The following is a 14,002-nucleotide window of genomic DNA, read 5'->3' on the forward strand; positions in this document are numbered from 1 at the left end:
CGCCCTCCTGACAGGAAAGATCCAGGATACCGGTGGTTTGCGGCAATGGCCCACGCGCCGGCGCCCTCGCTCGCCCCGGGACGGAGCCCTTCCCGCCGGTTCAGCGGCCGGGGTCCCCCGGGGCGGCGTCGCGCGGCTCGATGCGGAAGGCGAAGGGGGCGACCCCCGGGTCGAGGGCCGTGACCCCGCCGTCGACGGTGAGCACCGCGCCGTTGACGAAGGACGCGGCCGCCGAGAGCAGCCAGACGATCGCCTCGGCGACCTCCTGCGGCTCACCGGGACGGCCCGCCGGCAGGAGCCGGGTCGCTTCCTGGTACGCGGCTTCGACGCCACCCTCCAGGCCCGCTTCCTCGGCGAACCGGCGCATCCGCCCGTCCGCCATGTCCGTGCGCACCCAGCTCGGGCACACGGTGTTGGCGCGCAGGCCCCGGGGTCCGTAGTCGACGGCGAGGGAGCGGCACAGCTGGAGCAGGGCCGCCTTGGACGTCGCGTACGCGGCGTTGGCCAGCCCGTTGCGCAGGGCCGCCACCGAAGCGACCGCGACGACCGAGCCGCGCGCCTCCAGCAGGTGCGGGAGGGCGGCGCGCTGGAGCAGGAAGGGGCCGGTGACGTTGGTGCGCATCACGGCTTCCCAGTCCTCGACCGACAGGTCGCCGACGGCTCCGGAGCGTCCGATGGCGGCGTTGAGCACGAGCCCGTCGAGCCGCCCGTAGGCGGACAGCGCCGCGTCGACGAGGCCCTGGGCGGCGTCGGGGTCCCCGGCGTCGGCGGGGTGGGCCAGGGCTCCGGTCTCCTCGGCCACGCGGCGCAGCGGCTCGGGGCGGCGGCCGGAGACGATCACGTGGTGGCCGTCGCGGCGCAGCAGCCGGGCCGTGGCCGCGCCGATGCCCGTTCCTCCGCCGGTCACGATGACAACTCGCCGGTCCGTCATGGTCGTACGACCTCCGAAGGTGGTGGTGTGCGGGACGTTTCGATCCTACGGACCACCGGGTCGCGCGTGCGGCCGGGGGCCCGCGCCCACCCCTCCCCCGGCCGCCGCGTGTTCGCGATCCGGGGGGTTCCTCGACCCCCATGAGGGGGCGTGACCAGCACCGCCCGAAACCCGCTCGCAGGCAAACGCCGAGGTCCTACTCCGGATTCGGAGTAGGACCTCACTCAATGACGTCGAGCCGTCACGGCATGCCCGACTCACTCACACCGGCACGCCAGGACCGCGCACGAGAGCCAGGGCCTGGGGCGCGATGCCGGCCACTGCGCCAGTTACGATGCCGATCACGCTGTCGATCAGACCGCCGGTGACGGGTACACCCATGAACCCTTCTTGAGGTTGGTAACCCCCGTAGTTTCCAGGGCACTTCACAGGTATGGCCGCGCGGCTGCGGGCTCACCCGCACGAGGGACGCGCGGCCGTACCCGGTGGGGCCGGGGCCGGTTGTCAGCAGGTGCCGCTGCCGGTGCCGGGGGTGCCGTGTGCGCCGTTGCCGACGCCGCCGAGTCCGCCGTTGCCGCCGGGACCGCAGTGTCCGATCAGGCCGGTGCCGGTGGCCGCCCCGCCGTTGCCGCCCGCTCCGCCGGCCCCGCCTGTGCCAGTGGTGCCGCTGTTGCCGCCGTTGCCGCCTGTTCCGCCGGCCCCGCCGTTGTTGTTGCTGCCGGTCGCCGCACCACCGGCCCCGCCTTGACCTCCGGCTCCGCCGGTGCTGACGGTGGAATCGCCGCCGAGCCCGCCGAGCCCGCCCGGGGCGCCGGCACTGCCGGAGGAACTCCCGGCCCCGCCGACTCCGCCGATGCCCCCGGCACCGCCGGCCCCGCCGTCCGGGCCGGAGTCGCCGCCGTTGCCACCGGCTCCGCCGAAGCCTGTCGTGCCCGCGCCGCCGGCACCTCCGGCCCCGCCGGCGCCTCCGGCCCCGCCGCCCCATCCGGCTCCGCCGTCGCCGCCTTTCCCGCCGGCGCAACCGGGGGCGCCGTTGCCGCCGTCGGTACCGGGCCAGCCGGCCGGGTGGGTGGGCGTTCCGTCGGCGCCTTTGAGGCCGTTGGTGCCGGAGCAGGCGGCGACCGCAGGGGCTGTGCCCGCGACCAGGGCCGCGGTGGGCACCGCGGTGAGCATCACCGCGGCGAAGAGGGCGCGCATGCCCAGAAGGGCGGAAGGTCGTCGTTCTCCAGTCATGACGCAAACTCCTTGAAGGAGGCGGGAGTCGGGCCGGTGATGGCCCGAGATGACGTGGATCGTCGGTACTCCTCGGACGGCCGGTAACGCAGGCGCCCACTTCCCCGCCCGTTGCCCGACAACGGGGCAGCGGGGAGGAGTAAGCGCATGTTCCCGGCCAGGGACCGCCGGGTGTGCCTGTCGTTCTATTCCGGTTCATCTGACGCTAATGCGAAGGCGATGAATGAGCTAGGTGTCAGAGCTTCCGAGGTGTATGTCGTCTTATCTCATTTCGGGGTGCCTGCTTCGGTGGTGACGCATGAGGCTGGGCCTTATATGCGGCGGCACGCCATAGCGGATATTCCCGCACTCACGCTGCGAGATCAGTCAAAGATTCGAGGGCGAGAGGCCGGGTAAACTCCCAACGGCTGACCATTACTACGTATTTCCGCATGAAGGGAAAAGCTTCCCCGCGTATCCCCTGGCGGCCGAAAGGGTACGTCTGAGCTCGCTGCGCACCGCCGCAGTGCCCCGCATCAGCGGGGCAGCCGAACGATTCCCAGGGGGTTCCATGAGATTCCGTCGTGCCCTTCTCGCCCTCGTCGGGGCCACTGTTCTGGCCACCGGCACGACCGCCCTTCTGCCCACGACCGCCCAGGCCCGGATCATGGCCGTCGCGTGCGACGAGACGTCACTGATCACCGCCGTGAACGCCGCGAACGCCGCCGGTGGTGGAACGGTGACCCTCACCCCGGGCTGTACGTACAACCTCACCGCCGCCCACGGCAACGACGGTGTCAACGGCCCCACCGGGCTGCCGATCATCACCACGCCCATCACCCTCGAGGGCAACGCCAACACCATCACCCGCGCCGGGGCGACCAACTTCCGCATCGCCCAGGTCAGCACCGCCGGCGGACTCACCCTCAAGGCCGTCACCCTCAGCGGCGGTCACGCCGCCACGAACGGCGGCGGCATCCTCAACTTCGGCGCGGTCACCCTCACCGGCAGTGAGCTGTCCAACAACGCCGCCGACGCTACCGGCGGCGGCATCTACAGCACGGGCGGAGCAGCAGCGGCGACGTTCACCAGCAGCAACGTCAAGAACAACACCGCCCACCAGGCCGCCGGCATCGCCAACGTCAACGGGACCCTCACCCTCACCAGCAGCGTGGTCAACGGCAACGCCGCCGCCATCAACCCCGGCGGCATCTACCACGTAGCCGGCAGCGCGACGCTCAACACCTCCTCGGTGACCGCCAACACCCCCACCAATTGCACCGGCAGCCCCTCACCCGTCCCCGGCTGCATCGGGTAACACCACCATTCCGATAACAGACTGGGCCGCCGGCCGCCGATGCGGGCGGCCCGGTCGCCGGGCTGAGGGCTCCGACGCGACCCACCGCCAGGCCCGTCACAGCCCGCCCAGCCTGCCGGACGACGGAGGCTATGGCCGGTACGTGTCGTGGAACTGCTCGAACACCACCTCGTAGCCGTCGGGGTCCTGACCCACGAAGACCCGGGCCCAGGCCGTGTCCTCCGGCTCACTCACCACCAAGAGACCCTCCCGCTGCCACAGGTCGTACATGGCATCAAGGTCCCGCGTCGGAAGAGCCAGCGCGAAACCGAGCCCGAGCGGCCCGGCCTTGACCGCCTGTTCGTCCTCCGGCCGGTTGTATTCGTGGACGTGCAGGTCCGATAGGATGAGCCAGGTGTGGCCGAAAGTCAGATAACGCAGGTTCGGTTGCTCGTCGTTGGGGATCTGACGGAATCCCAGCCGAAGGTAGAGATCATTCGACGCTTGTAGGTCCCGAACCCGCAATCCCACCTTGACCTGCTTGGCGCCCATCATGTTCCGGCTCCTCTCCCCGATGCCGCGACGACGGCGATGGTAATCCGCAGCCGGCTCCCGCGTCCCGCAATCGCCCCGGTCAGCGGGGCGGCCTTCGGCCCGCCGTGCCGGCCACCACGGCCGATGGGGGCAGGGGCGGTCTGCGGTATCAGGCCCGGCTCATTCCTCTCTGTTCGCCGCGCGTTCGGCCTCGCCGGCCTCGACGCACAATTCGTTGACTTGGCCTCCTCGGCTTGTCACATGTTCGAGGCGGGCGCCCCTGTCGGACTGTGCCTGGATTGATTTATCGACCGGTCGACATTTTTGTCGTCGCCTCGGCTTTCCCGCCGATGAGGAAATCGAAGACCCGGGCACAGCGGCCAACAGAGCGTCCTGGCTTGCCGTCAGGTGATCCGCCCATGTGACCAGCCGCCCCCTGATGGCCCAACAGACGTGACCCGGGTCGCGGATCGCGGCCGGCCGCCCGAGAGCCCCGCAGAGACAACCAAAGGCTCTCGGACGGCAGGGACGCACGCTTCCTGGCGGCTCGTCAGGCCGGGTCACCGTCACCCCTGAGAGAAGGCGCTCCGATTGCGGGGCGGCAGGGGCCCGCGCAAGGTGACGGTGAAGTCCCTTCCCCCTTCGAAGGAGCACGTTCATGCGCGCCCCCCGTATGACCACCATCCTCCTGTCCGGCGCCACGTGCGGCGCCCTCGCCCTCACCCTGGTCGACACGTCCGCCACCGCTTCTCCCCCCGCGACGACTCCGCGCAGCGCGCCCGCGCCGGCAGCGGCCCCGGCCGTCCCCGCGCCGGGTGCCCTGCGCCAGGCCGCCACCGAGGGCGCCAGGGCCATCGACGACAACGCCATCGGCACGGCGGCCGGGAACACCGCCCGCGCGTGCGACGCGGCCCGGGCGCCCGGCGCGGAGCAGCGGCGTTCCTGTGCCGTCGTCAAGGAACAGCTCGACGGGCTGAACAGGGCACGCGCGACCCTCCGGCACGAGGCGGCCCAGCCGAAGCCGGACCTCGCCGCCATCACCACCGCCACCACCGACGCCGTCGCCGCCACGGCCCGCCTCGCCAAGAGCGGGGTGGCGCCCGCCGCGCCCGGCAAGGCCGCCTCCCAGCTCCCGGCCGCGCACCACAGGGACGGCGGGGGCGGCCTCCTGGGCGTCGTCACCGGCCTCGTCAGCGGGCTCGTCGGTGCCCTCAGCGGTGTCGTCGGCGGCCTGACGGACCTGGTCGGCGGGCTCCTGAAGGGGCTGCTCTCGAACTGAGCGGACCACGGCGGACCACGGCGGAACCGGCGGACGGACGCCCGGCCCCGGCTGCCGCCCCGGGGCCGCGTCAGCCGAGGCCCTCCAGGGTGAGCGGGGGCCGGGCACGCCACTGGGTGACGACCGGTTCGAGCATCGGGAGCAGTTCCGGCATCCGCGGGACGAGCGCCAGGGCGCCCGTCGCCTGGAGCAGCCGGGCGCCCTCCATGAGGTCGAGGAGGGTGCGGTTCACGGGCGTGCCGCTCGCCCGCTCGTACGCCTCGACGCCCCGGGGGCCGACGAGGGTCAGGTCCCACTCGACGGGCCCGCGGGTGACGTCCTCGAAGTCGCTGAACAGGTGTCCGCCCGCGGTGCGCAGGACGTTGTACGACGGTGAGTCGCCGTGGAGGGTCTGCGTGCGGGCACCGGGGAAGTACGCGGGCAGGTCGCTCACCAGGGTTTCGAGTGCCGCGTATTCCCGCTCGGCGCGGTCCAGGTCGGCGGTGGTGAGCGTCTGCGGGTGCCGCCGCAGCTCGGCCAGGGTCGGGCCCACGGCGGGGACGAGGGGGGACAGGGTCGGGAGCGCGCCGGGGTAGCCGGCCAGCAGGCGGTGCAGGTCCGCCGTCCAGCCCGCCTGCTCGGCGAAGCGGTCCTCCAGCTCCCGGGGGTCGGCCGCTGCCGGATCGCCGAGGGCGTTCTCCTCGGTGACGAACTCCCAGAAGGTCAGCGACCTGCCGTCGATTTCGACGGGTTCGCGCGGCACGAGCGGGCTGGGGCGGACGACCGGCGCGCCGGTGTCGGCCAGCCAGCCCGCCACGGCGAGCTCATATCGCTGCCGGGCCGCCTGTTCGACGGCGTCCGAGAGGGCGAGGGAGGGGACGCGGACCACCACCGGGTCCGGCGCCAGGTGGACCAGTACGTTGAAGACGTCGTGCAGGACGCGCGGCGCGTCCGCCCGCAGTCCCAGCCGGCGTCCGGCCCTGGTCGCGAGGTGCACGGCGCGCTCGGCGCGGTCGCTGAGGGCGGTGCGGGAGGTGTCCGGGTTCGTCATAGGGGCGATCCTCGCCGGGGAAGGCGACGCCTGTCGAAGCCATTTCCCCGCCCGGTGCCGGTCCGCCGCCCCCCGTCAGTCCGCGGCGGGGGCCGGCCAGCGCGTGAGCGTGTCGTGGAGGGCGTCGACGGCCCGCGCCCAGGACGCCTGCGGGTCCCGTGGGTGCGCGAAAGCGCCGGCGGCTTCGAGGGTGATGAACCCGTGGAAGGTGCTGCGCAGCAGCCGCACGGCGTCGGTCAGGTCGGGCTCGGCCAGCCCGTAGGCGCGGAACGTCGCGTAGGTGGTCTCGACGACGCGGGCGTGGGCCGTGGAGCCGGCGGCCGACGCGGGGTCGAGCCGGAGCTGGGTGGCGGCGTAGCGACCGGGGTGGGCGAGCGCGAAGGCCCGGTAGGCGGCGGCGAACGCGGCCAGGGCGTCCTTCCCGGCCCGGCCGGCCACGGCGGCCGTGAGGCGCTCCGCGAACTCGCCCGAAGCCAGGAGCGCGACGCGTTCGCGCAGCTCTCGGACGTTCTTGACGTGGGAGTAGAGGCTGGCGTCCTTCACGCCGAAGCTCCGGGCCAGGGCGGAGAGCGTCACGTACTCCAGCCCGACGGCGTCGGCCAGCTCCGCCGCCGCCTCCACGACGCGCTCGGCCGTCAGACCCGCACGCGGCATCCGCGCCCTCCGCCACCTCAGCCGAACCTAGACCCCCTAGGTTTCTGCCTAATATACATTTGCCGCCTTTCGGCGGGCGCTGTTAGCGTCCGGCTCATGAAGGCAGTGACCGAGCAGGACATTCGCGCATCGTTCATCAATTGCTCGAAAGGGGAGGCCAAGCGGCTGGCGGTACCACGGGATCTGGCGGAACAGCCCTGGGACGACCTGGACTTCCTGGGGTGGCGCGACCCCTCGGCGCCGGACCGGACGTACATCGTCACCGAGCGGGACGGCCGCCTCGTCGGCGTGGCCCTGCGCTTCCCGGCCCAGCAGCGCGGTTTCCTCCACCGCAGCATGTGTTCCCTGTGCCTGACCACCCACCCGGGGAACGGCGTCTCCCTGATGACCGCCCGCAAGGCCGGCCAGGCGGGCCGGCAGGGCAACTCGGCGGGCGCGTACATCTGCACCGACCTGGCCTGCTCCCTGTACGTGCGGGGCAAGAAGAGCCCGGAGCCCGGGGGCCGCTTCAAGGAGTCCCTCTCGGTGGAGGAGCAGATAGAGCGCACCCGGGGCAAATTGCACGCCTTCCTCGACCAGCTCGCCGCGTGAGCGGGCGGCGGGCGCCGGGGCGAGGGGCCCGGACCCGCACGGAACCGCCGCCCACCGGCGGCCCCCGTCCGGACCCCACCGGCCTGCGCCGCCCGCACGCCTCCGGTAGAACGTGGAAATGACCATGCGAAGGCGCAGGCGGGCGGCCGGGCACCGGGCCGCCGTGAGAGTGCTCGGCACGCTCGGCGTGCTGGGCACCGTGTTGGCACTGGCCGGTTCCGCGGGCTGCGCGCCGCCGGACCGGGCCGACCGGACCGCTGGCCGGGCCGGAGAGGCACGCACGGACGGGACGTTCACCTTGGTGGCCTCCGGTGACGTCCTGCCGCACGACGAGGTCATCCGCCAGGCGCGGCAGGACGGCGCGCGGGCGGGCGACGGGCCGGACTTCCGGCCGATGTTCGCCGGGGTGAAGCCGCCCGTGTCCGCCGCCGACGTGGCGATCTGTCACATGGAGACGGTGTACGGGCCGGAGAAGGGGCCGTTCAGCGGCTACCCACGGTTCGTGTCGCCCCCGCAGATCGCCCGGGCGCTCAGGGAGACCGGGTACGACTCCTGCTCGACGGCCTCCAACCACACGCTGGACGCCGGCGGCGCGGGCGTCTCCCGCACGCTGTCCGCGATGGACGCGGCGGGGCTGCGGCACGCCGGATCGGCGCGTTCGGCGGCGGAGGCGGCCCGGGTGACCCTGCTCCCGGCGGGACCGGCGACAGTGGCCCAGCTGGCGTACACCTACGCCACCAACGACATTCCGGTGCCCGAGGGCCGCCCCTGGACCGTGAACCTCATCGACACCGGCCGGATCCTCACCGACGCCCGTGCCGCCCGGAAGGCAGGCGCCGACGTGGTCGTCGTCAGTCTGCACTGGGGCACGGAATGGCAGCAGGAGCCCGACGCCGGCCAACTGGCCCTGGCCCGTGCCCTCACCGCCGCCGGCGGGGCCGCCCGCCCGCACATCGACCTGATCCTCGGCACGCACAACCACGTGCCCCAGGCGTACGAGAAGGTCAACGGCACCTGGGTCGTCTACGGGATGGGCGACCAGTTGGCGGGGCGGATGTTCCACCCCGGGGACGAGCCGGACATCCGGGGCAACCAGAGTTCCCTCGCCCGCTTCACCTTCGCGCCGCCCACGACGGCGGGCACGCGCTGGCGGGTGGTGAAGGCGGAGTTCCTCCCCCAGTTCACCGACCAGGGGCCTCCGCTGCGGGTCCTCGACCTCAACCGCGCCCTCGACGCCCGGCCCGGGCGCACCGACCTCGGCGCCGCGCGGGCCGCGATCCGCGCAGCCGTCCTCTCGCGCGGTGCGGACGGGGACGGGCTCGTCATGGCCCCCTGACCCCCGGCGGCCGCGGCCTCCCCGGCCCGGTGCCGGACCGCGGGACGGGAGTCACCGGCCCGCCCCGCGCGCCGCCGCCCGGGCGGCGGCCGGCCTGGCTAGGACACGCTCAGCAGATCGTCGACGGCGAACAGCGAGAGGTGCTCGGCGGGACGGGAGAGGTAGAAGTCGCAGTGGTAGTACCCGGCCGTCTCCTTGCCCTCGGGCGAGGCGCCGGTGGCGCGTACGGCCTCGATGGCGCTGCGCTGCTCGTCGGCTCCGCTGAAGCGGCGCTGCGGGAACGTGCGCGAGGTCGCCTTCTGCGTGTGGAGGCCGAACCGCTCCAGGGCGTCGGCGACGTACCGGTAGGGCACGGTCCGCAGGACGAAGGCCGCCACCCAGACGGGGCCGTCGACGTGGGAGAGGATCCGTTCGAGGGTGCGGTCGGTGATGTAGCCGATCCCTCCCGTCACGGTGATCAGCTGGACCGGGCGGAGCGCCGCGGCGAGCTCCGGGCCGGGCTCCGCCCGCTCCAGGTCCTGGCCGAACGCGGCGTCGAGCAGGCCCGCACCGCGGGCGTAGGCCACCGCGTTGGGCGCGGAGTCCAGGCCGATGACGCGGGTGGTCACGCCGTGGCGGCACTCCTCGTAGAAGACCCGGTCCTTCTCGGCCAGTTGCTCGGGACCCTCGCCCAGGATGTGGGCGTCGGTGTAGCGGGCGTAGAGGTCGGCCAGGGTCAGGTCGTGATTGAGGAGAGCGGCGTTGATCCCGTACGAACAGCAGACGTCCAGGACGGTGACGGGCCGTTCGGCCGCGGCCGCGGCCCGGGCGGCGATCAGACGCTCGAAGACGCGCTGCGCGTGGTGGGGCGTCTGATACTCCAGGCGCGCCAGGGTACGGAAGTACTCCGTCGGATCGGGGCGGTCGTAGATGTCGTCGAACCGGGTCTTGCCCTGCACGGCGGCGGCCACGGCCTGCCCGTCGTCCGCTGCGGACCTGTCTCGGGTATCGGTCATCGCATCCCTCACTACCGCGATTGAGTGGAGACCAGCGGAGTAGACCTACCCGTCACGGACGTGGGGTAGAGCAGCGCGGGGCCCGGGGCGGCCTCGCGGCGGTGAAGAGTCAGCGCGTTGTGTGGGGAACCGTGAGAGTAGGTGTGTAGTAACCGGGGGGCTCCCGCTCGCCGATGGGGACGCCGTCCACCTCGACCCACGCGTGGGCGCGGAAGGGGGCCGTGCGCACGCCGGTGCACCAGGTCGGCCAGGTGCCTCCCATGCGGCACAGCAGCGCGGTGGCGAGGGAGCGCTGCAGGCAGTTCTGACCGGCGCAGCGGGTGCTGACGGCGACCACCGCCTCGCGGGCGGCCAGGGCCTGTCCGGCGGTGGCCGGGGCGGCCCCGGTCCGCAGGACGGTCAGGGCGGTGCGGATGCGCCGGGGCGGCAGGGCGGCCAGGAGCCGGGCGGCCAGGGCGGCGAGACGCGCGGCGAGGCGGCGGCGCACGGGCGGGGGCGCCGCCCGGCCGAGGGCTATGGGGCAGCTCACGCGCGGGCCAGCCCCTTCGTGAGCAGGGAGTCCACCAGCGAGGCCACGTCGGCGTGGGCGCGGTCGCGGTCGACGCCGTAGCACTCGGACAGGACCTCGGCGGTGTGGTCGGGGGTGACGCCGTTGAGGAGGGTCCGCAGGATGAAGGTGCCGGAGGAGTTGAGCTGGAAGTAGCGGCCGCGCCGCTGGTCGAGCAGGACGGTGCCGTGCTCGGTCTCCGCGCGGGAGACGTCGGTGCCGAGAGCGAAGGTCATGGGGCTCCTCCCGTGACGACGGTGGCGGGGGTGGCTGGGGTGGCGGCCGGGGCGGCGGCCCCCCGCAGGCTGCGCAGCCACACCTCGCAGGCCAGTGTGGGTTCCAGGGCGAGGATCGGCAGGACGGTGGAGTGGGTGGTGCGCAGGGTGGCGCGGACGGCCCTGTCGTCGATCAGGCCGAGCCGGGCGAGCTCCGAGCCGTCGAACAGCTCCAGGAGGGTGGCGCGGTGGCGCCGCAGGCCGTCGAAGGTGTCCTCGCTGTAGTCGCCCTTGGTGCGGCGGCCGAGGATGTCGTCGGGCACCAGGCCGCGCATCGCCTCGGCGAGCAGCGGTTTGTAGCGGCGGGGGGTGCCGCGCTCGTGGGCGCGGACGGCGAGGGCCGCCTCGATCACCCGGTCGTCGAGGTAGGGGGCGGCGAGCCGCACGCCTTCGGCGGCCATGAGGCGCTCGGCGTAGCGGATCATGCTGCCGGCGAACCGGATGTTGTTGACGACGGTGTGCGGGCCCCGGCCGGGGGCGAGCGGCTCGGGCCGTTCCCTGGCGGCCTCCACGAGCAGGTCGCGGACGGTCTGCACGGCCGCGGGGGTCGTCCACAGGGGCATGCGCAGGGCCGGGGTCCAGCCCAGCTGCGGGTGGAACTGGGAGGGCGGGGCGGCCTTCAGCTGGACGGCGCTGCGGGCGAGCCAGGAGGGGAGGTCGCGCGAGTCGGCCAGGGCCCGCCAGGTGGCGCCGAGCGGCCAGTGGGCGAGTGCGCGCCGGCCGCTGACGCAGCGCGCGGCGGCCCACGGCCGGGACCTCGCCAGGCTGTGCAGGTGGGGCGGCGGGGTGTGGAACAGCTCGTCCCCGCCGTGGCCGGAGAGGTGCAGCCGGGAGCCGTGGGCGGCGACGCGGCGGGTGATCTCCGCGAACCGGGCTCCGGCCCGGACCCAGTAGGGCGGTTCGGCCGGCAGGGTCAGCCCGGGGGCGCCCTGGGCGAGGCCGGCGAACATCGTCGGCGTGGTGGCGTACTCCAGGCGCAGCGGGCCGGCGGCCGGGAGGCGGCCGGCGATGCGGGCCGCCCAGGGGGCGTCGTCCCCCGCCGGGTCCAGCTGCGGGATGTGAAGGGTCGTCAGGGTGGTGCGGGCGGCGGCCAGGTGGGCCACCACGCCGGAGTCCATGCCGCCGGACAGATCGGCGCTGACCGCCCCTTCCGCCTGGGCCGCGACCCGTGCGCCGACGGCTTCCGCCACGGCCTCGCGGGCGGCGGGGGCGCCCTCGGCGAGCGAGAGGACCGGCCGGGGCGGCGTCCACCAGGTGACCGTGCGGGCGGTGCCGTCGGGTTCGAGGAGGAGGCAGCAGCCCGGGGGGACGGCGTGGACGCCGCGCCACACCGGGCGTTCGTGCAGCGGGTACGGCACGGCCGGGGTGAGCAGCCGCAGGGCCAGGGCGCGTTCGTCGAGGTCCGCGCCGGCGAGCCGGGCGAGGGTGTCGGGGCGGTCGGCGGCGACCGTGACGCCGCCGACGCGGGTGTGGAAGACCGCCCGCACCCCGGACGCCGTCCCCTGGACGCGGACACGGCCGTCCGCGGAGGCCAGGAGGTGGGCGCTGCCCGGCAGCTGGGCGGCCACCCGGTCCAGGCCGGCGATGCCGCGCGTCCGGCGTGCGGCCCGGCGCAGCCGGTCGGCGGTGACCGGGCAGAACCCGGCCACCGCCACGCGCGTCCTGCCGTCCCCGGTGACCCGCACCGCGCCCGGCGCCCAGTCCCCCACGAGCCACGGCCTGCCGGAGGCGTGGGGGATCACCTGCACCCCGGGGCGGGCGCACCACGCGCGGACGGCGGCGGGCAGCGCGTCGCCGTCCGGCAGGACAATGAACGTTTCTCCGACGGACACGGCTCCCTCTCACATACCGAAGTAGGCGAAGTAGCCCTCGGGCTGGACCGCGCCGCTGCCGAGCGTGAGCTCGGCGAACTCGCCCACCTCCACGAGCTCGGGCGTCTCGTACGTCGTCTCCGGCACCGTCCCTTGCTGTTCCACGTCCGCTCCCCACTGTTCGGTACACACCCGGTGAACACCGGATGATTACAGAATGGAGTCATTCGACTACAGAAGGCAACCATGTTGGCGGGGATCCGGAGGGGCTCTCGTGGTGCGGGGGCGCTCCCGGCGGCCGGGCGCGCAACACCGGCGGTCCTCTCGCGCCGCCTTCCCCGCGCGCGGCCCGCGGCGGTCACCCGGCGCCGCCCTCGGGGACGGGGGTGGGCACGGGCACGGGCGCGAGGCGGCGGCTGCGGCCCGTCCCGCGGCGGCAGTAGGCGCGCAGCGCGGCCGGCGGCGCGAGGCGGCACGCGTGCGGGACGCGGCCGCAGGGCTCGTGGCGCCACGCCCCGCTGAGGGTGGGGCGCGGCAGGAAGGCGTTGACGAAACCCTGCAGGGCGGGGCGGCCCGCGCGGGCGAGCGCCGCGTCGAGGTCCCGCAGGATGCGCGCGTACAGGGCCTCCTGCGCCGCGGCCGCCCGGTCCACGCCGTGCAGCCGCACCTGGAGCCGGAGGGTGTTGAAGGAGTCCTCGGCCACGTCCTTGGGGTAGCCGAGGCAGTCGGCCACCACCTCGTCACGGGCGAAGACATGGCGGGCGAGCGCCGTGAACTCCTCGCCGACGGTGAAGCCCGCCAGCCGTTCGGCGAAGCGCAGCAGCAGTCTGATGTGGGAGGAACGGCTGTAGCAGGTGGCGTGGATGCCGTCGGTGTCCAGGGAGCGCGCGCCGGTCATGATCTCGGTCTCCAGGCGGCAGTACGCGTCCAGCGCGGCGAGTTCCGCCACGACGACGGCGTCCGTGGCCAGGCCGTAGGCGGCGAGGATGTCATCGAGGCCCTCGCGCCAGGCGGTGTCGAGGGGGGTGCCCGACCGCTGGTGCTCCTCGTAGGCGAGGTCGCCGCGGTAGACGAGGGCCTCGAAGTGCTGGAGGGCGGGGCGCAGATGGTCGACGGCTCTGCGCGGGCAGCCGAGGTGTTCCAGCAGGTCGGTGCAGGTCAGAACGATCATCGACGCCTTGAGCTGGTCCCTGAAGGTGACGGCCGTCCGGTGGGAGGCGAGGGCGGTGGCGGTGCCGAGGGCGCCGCGTACGCGCTCGGCGGCCCCGGCGGCACGGCCGTGCGCCTGCCGGAGGACCTTGGATCTCGTCATGTCTCCTCCGGGCAGGGCGGCGGGGCCGGGACGGTAAGTCCACCGATTCTGCCGCCCGGGCCGCGTTCCCGTGCCCGTACGAGGCCCCGGGTGCCTCGTACGAGTGCGCGGGCCGGCTTGGTGGCTCCGGGTGCTATGCGGCTGAGAACCGTTGACGTTGCGGGGTATCGACGGGTAGGCCCAGGGTGTCGGCAAGGG

15 protein-coding genes are annotated in these 14,002 nt (G+C 73.9%); 4 read left to right on the plus strand and 11 right to left on the minus strand.

Annotated elements, in window-relative coordinates; genetic code table 11:
• Window positions 1–100 precede the first annotated feature (100 nt).
• Both ABZ951_RS18705 and ABZ951_RS18710 read right to left on the minus strand, forming a co-directional pair.
• Entirely contained in the window at window positions 101–931 is an 831-nt protein-coding gene (locus ABZ951_RS18705) for an SDR family oxidoreductase (RefSeq protein WP_344098180.1), read from the minus strand.
• 504 nt (window positions 932–1,435) lie between these two features.
• Window positions 1,436–2,164 (minus strand): hypothetical protein, encoded by a 729-nt coding sequence (locus tag ABZ951_RS18710; protein ID WP_361280270.1) that lies wholly within the window; start codon window positions 2,162–2,164, stop codon window positions 1,436–1,438.
• Window positions 2,165–2,714: 550 nt separating this feature from the next.
• On the opposite strand from ABZ951_RS18710, the gene ABZ951_RS18715 reads away from it, so the two are divergent.
• Window positions 2,715–3,461: a hypothetical protein gene (locus tag ABZ951_RS18715; RefSeq protein ID WP_344096541.1), complete on the plus strand. Its 747-nt coding sequence runs from the start codon at window positions 2,715–2,717 to the stop codon at window positions 3,459–3,461.
• Between the two features lie 129 nt (window positions 3,462–3,590).
• Here the strand turns inward: ABZ951_RS18715 and ABZ951_RS18720 are convergent, their stop codons facing one another.
• Window positions 3,591–3,995, minus strand: a complete 405-nt coding sequence (locus ABZ951_RS18720; protein ID WP_344096543.1) for a VOC family protein — start codon at window positions 3,993–3,995, stop codon at window positions 3,591–3,593.
• A 637-nt stretch (window positions 3,996–4,632) separates the two neighbouring features.
• Between ABZ951_RS18720 and ABZ951_RS18725 the strand changes: the two genes are divergently transcribed.
• Complete coding sequence (locus tag ABZ951_RS18725; protein WP_344096546.1) at window positions 4,633–5,253, plus strand: hypothetical protein; 621 nt, start codon at window positions 4,633–4,635, stop codon at window positions 5,251–5,253.
• A 70-nt stretch (window positions 5,254–5,323) separates the two neighbouring features.
• Here ABZ951_RS18725 and ABZ951_RS18730 read toward each other — a convergent pair whose 3' ends face one another.
• Window positions 5,324–6,283 carry an aminoglycoside phosphotransferase family protein gene (locus ABZ951_RS18730; protein ID WP_344096548.1) on the minus strand — a complete coding sequence of 320 codons (960 nt, stop codon included), beginning with the start codon at window positions 6,281–6,283 and terminating at the stop codon, window positions 5,324–5,326.
• 75 nt (window positions 6,284–6,358) lie between these two features.
• Window positions 6,359–6,937, minus strand: coding sequence for a WHG domain-containing protein (locus tag ABZ951_RS18735; RefSeq protein ID WP_344096550.1), 579 nt, complete (start codon window positions 6,935–6,937; stop codon window positions 6,359–6,361).
• Window positions 6,938–7,033: 96 nt separating this feature from the next.
• Between ABZ951_RS18735 and ABZ951_RS18740 the strand changes: the two genes are divergently transcribed.
• Complete coding sequence (locus ABZ951_RS18740; protein ID WP_344096552.1) at window positions 7,034–7,528, plus strand: FBP domain-containing protein; 495 nt, start codon at window positions 7,034–7,036, stop codon at window positions 7,526–7,528.
• A 124-nt stretch (window positions 7,529–7,652) separates the two neighbouring features.
• A complete protein-coding gene (locus ABZ951_RS18745) occupies window positions 7,653–8,864 on the plus strand; it encodes a CapA family protein (RefSeq protein ID WP_344096590.1) in 1,212 nt (403 codons plus the stop codon).
• A 98-nt stretch (window positions 8,865–8,962) separates the two neighbouring features.
• Here ABZ951_RS18745 and ABZ951_RS18750 read toward each other — a convergent pair whose 3' ends face one another.
• From ABZ951_RS18750 to ABZ951_RS18775, 6 genes are all read right to left on the minus strand, one after another.
• Complete coding sequence (locus ABZ951_RS18750) at window positions 8,963–9,859, minus strand: hypothetical protein (protein ID WP_344096555.1); 897 nt, start codon at window positions 9,857–9,859, stop codon at window positions 8,963–8,965.
• 109 nt (window positions 9,860–9,968) lie between these two features.
• Window positions 9,969–10,388, minus strand: a complete 420-nt coding sequence (locus ABZ951_RS18755) for a lasso peptide biosynthesis B2 protein (protein ID WP_344096558.1) — start codon at window positions 10,386–10,388, stop codon at window positions 9,969–9,971.
• A complete protein-coding gene (locus ABZ951_RS18760) occupies window positions 10,385–10,642 on the minus strand; it encodes a lasso peptide biosynthesis PqqD family chaperone (RefSeq protein ID WP_344096561.1) in 258 nt (85 codons plus the stop codon). Before ABZ951_RS18760 ends, ABZ951_RS18755 begins: the two co-directional genes overlap by 4 nt.
• On the minus strand, window positions 10,639–12,513 hold the full coding sequence (locus tag ABZ951_RS18765) for an asparagine synthase-related protein (RefSeq protein WP_344096563.1): 1,875 nt from the start codon (window positions 12,511–12,513) through the stop codon (window positions 10,639–10,641). Before ABZ951_RS18765 ends, ABZ951_RS18760 begins: the two co-directional genes overlap by 4 nt.
• Window positions 12,514–12,522: 9 nt before the next feature.
• Window positions 12,523–12,657: a lasso RiPP family leader peptide-containing protein gene (locus tag ABZ951_RS18770; protein ID WP_344096565.1), complete on the minus strand. Its 135-nt coding sequence runs from the start codon at window positions 12,655–12,657 to the stop codon at window positions 12,523–12,525.
• A gap of 193 nt (window positions 12,658–12,850) precedes the next feature.
• Window positions 12,851–13,804 carry a hypothetical protein gene (locus ABZ951_RS18775; RefSeq protein WP_344096568.1) on the minus strand — a complete coding sequence of 318 codons (954 nt, stop codon included), beginning with the start codon at window positions 13,802–13,804 and terminating at the stop codon, window positions 12,851–12,853.
• Window positions 13,805–14,002: the final 198 nt, after the last annotated feature.

Source organism: Streptomyces sp. NPDC046215 (assembly GCF_040646215.1).
Lineage (GTDB): Bacteria > Actinomycetota > Actinomycetes > Streptomycetales > Streptomycetaceae > Streptomyces > Streptomyces stramineus.

Excerpts from the sequence above, each read along its gene's own strand:
- ABZ951_RS18775 (WP_344096568.1), bottom strand. The coding sequence starts at position 13,804 with ATGACGAGATCCAAGGTCCTCCGGCAGGCGCACGGCCGTGCCGCCGGG.
- ABZ951_RS18745 (WP_344096590.1), top strand. The coding sequence starts at position 7,653 with ATGCGAAGGCGCAGGCGGGCGGCCGGGCACCGGGCCGCCGTGAGAGTG.
- ABZ951_RS18730 (WP_344096548.1), bottom strand. The coding sequence starts at position 6,283 with ATGACGAACCCGGACACCTCCCGCACCGCCCTCAGCGACCGCGCCGAG.
- ABZ951_RS18725 (WP_344096546.1), top strand. The coding sequence starts at position 4,633 with ATGCGCGCCCCCCGTATGACCACCATCCTCCTGTCCGGCGCCACGTGC.
- ABZ951_RS18705 (WP_344098180.1), bottom strand. The coding sequence starts at position 931 with ATGACGGACCGGCGAGTTGTCATCGTGACCGGCGGAGGAACGGGCATC.
- ABZ951_RS18750 (WP_344096555.1), bottom strand. The coding sequence starts at position 9,859 with ATGACCGATACCCGAGACAGGTCCGCAGCGGACGACGGGCAGGCCGTG.
- ABZ951_RS18720 (WP_344096543.1), bottom strand. The coding sequence starts at position 3,995 with ATGATGGGCGCCAAGCAGGTCAAGGTGGGATTGCGGGTTCGGGACCTA.
- ABZ951_RS18735 (WP_344096550.1), bottom strand. The coding sequence starts at position 6,937 with ATGCCGCGTGCGGGTCTGACGGCCGAGCGCGTCGTGGAGGCGGCGGCG.
- ABZ951_RS18710 (WP_361280270.1), bottom strand. The coding sequence starts at position 2,164 with ATGACTGGAGAACGACGACCTTCCGCCCTTCTGGGCATGCGCGCCCTC.
- ABZ951_RS18740 (WP_344096552.1), top strand. The coding sequence starts at position 7,034 with ATGAAGGCAGTGACCGAGCAGGACATTCGCGCATCGTTCATCAATTGC.
- ABZ951_RS18715 (WP_344096541.1), top strand. The coding sequence starts at position 2,715 with ATGAGATTCCGTCGTGCCCTTCTCGCCCTCGTCGGGGCCACTGTTCTG.
- ABZ951_RS18760 (WP_344096561.1), bottom strand. The coding sequence starts at position 10,642 with ATGACCTTCGCTCTCGGCACCGACGTCTCCCGCGCGGAGACCGAGCAC.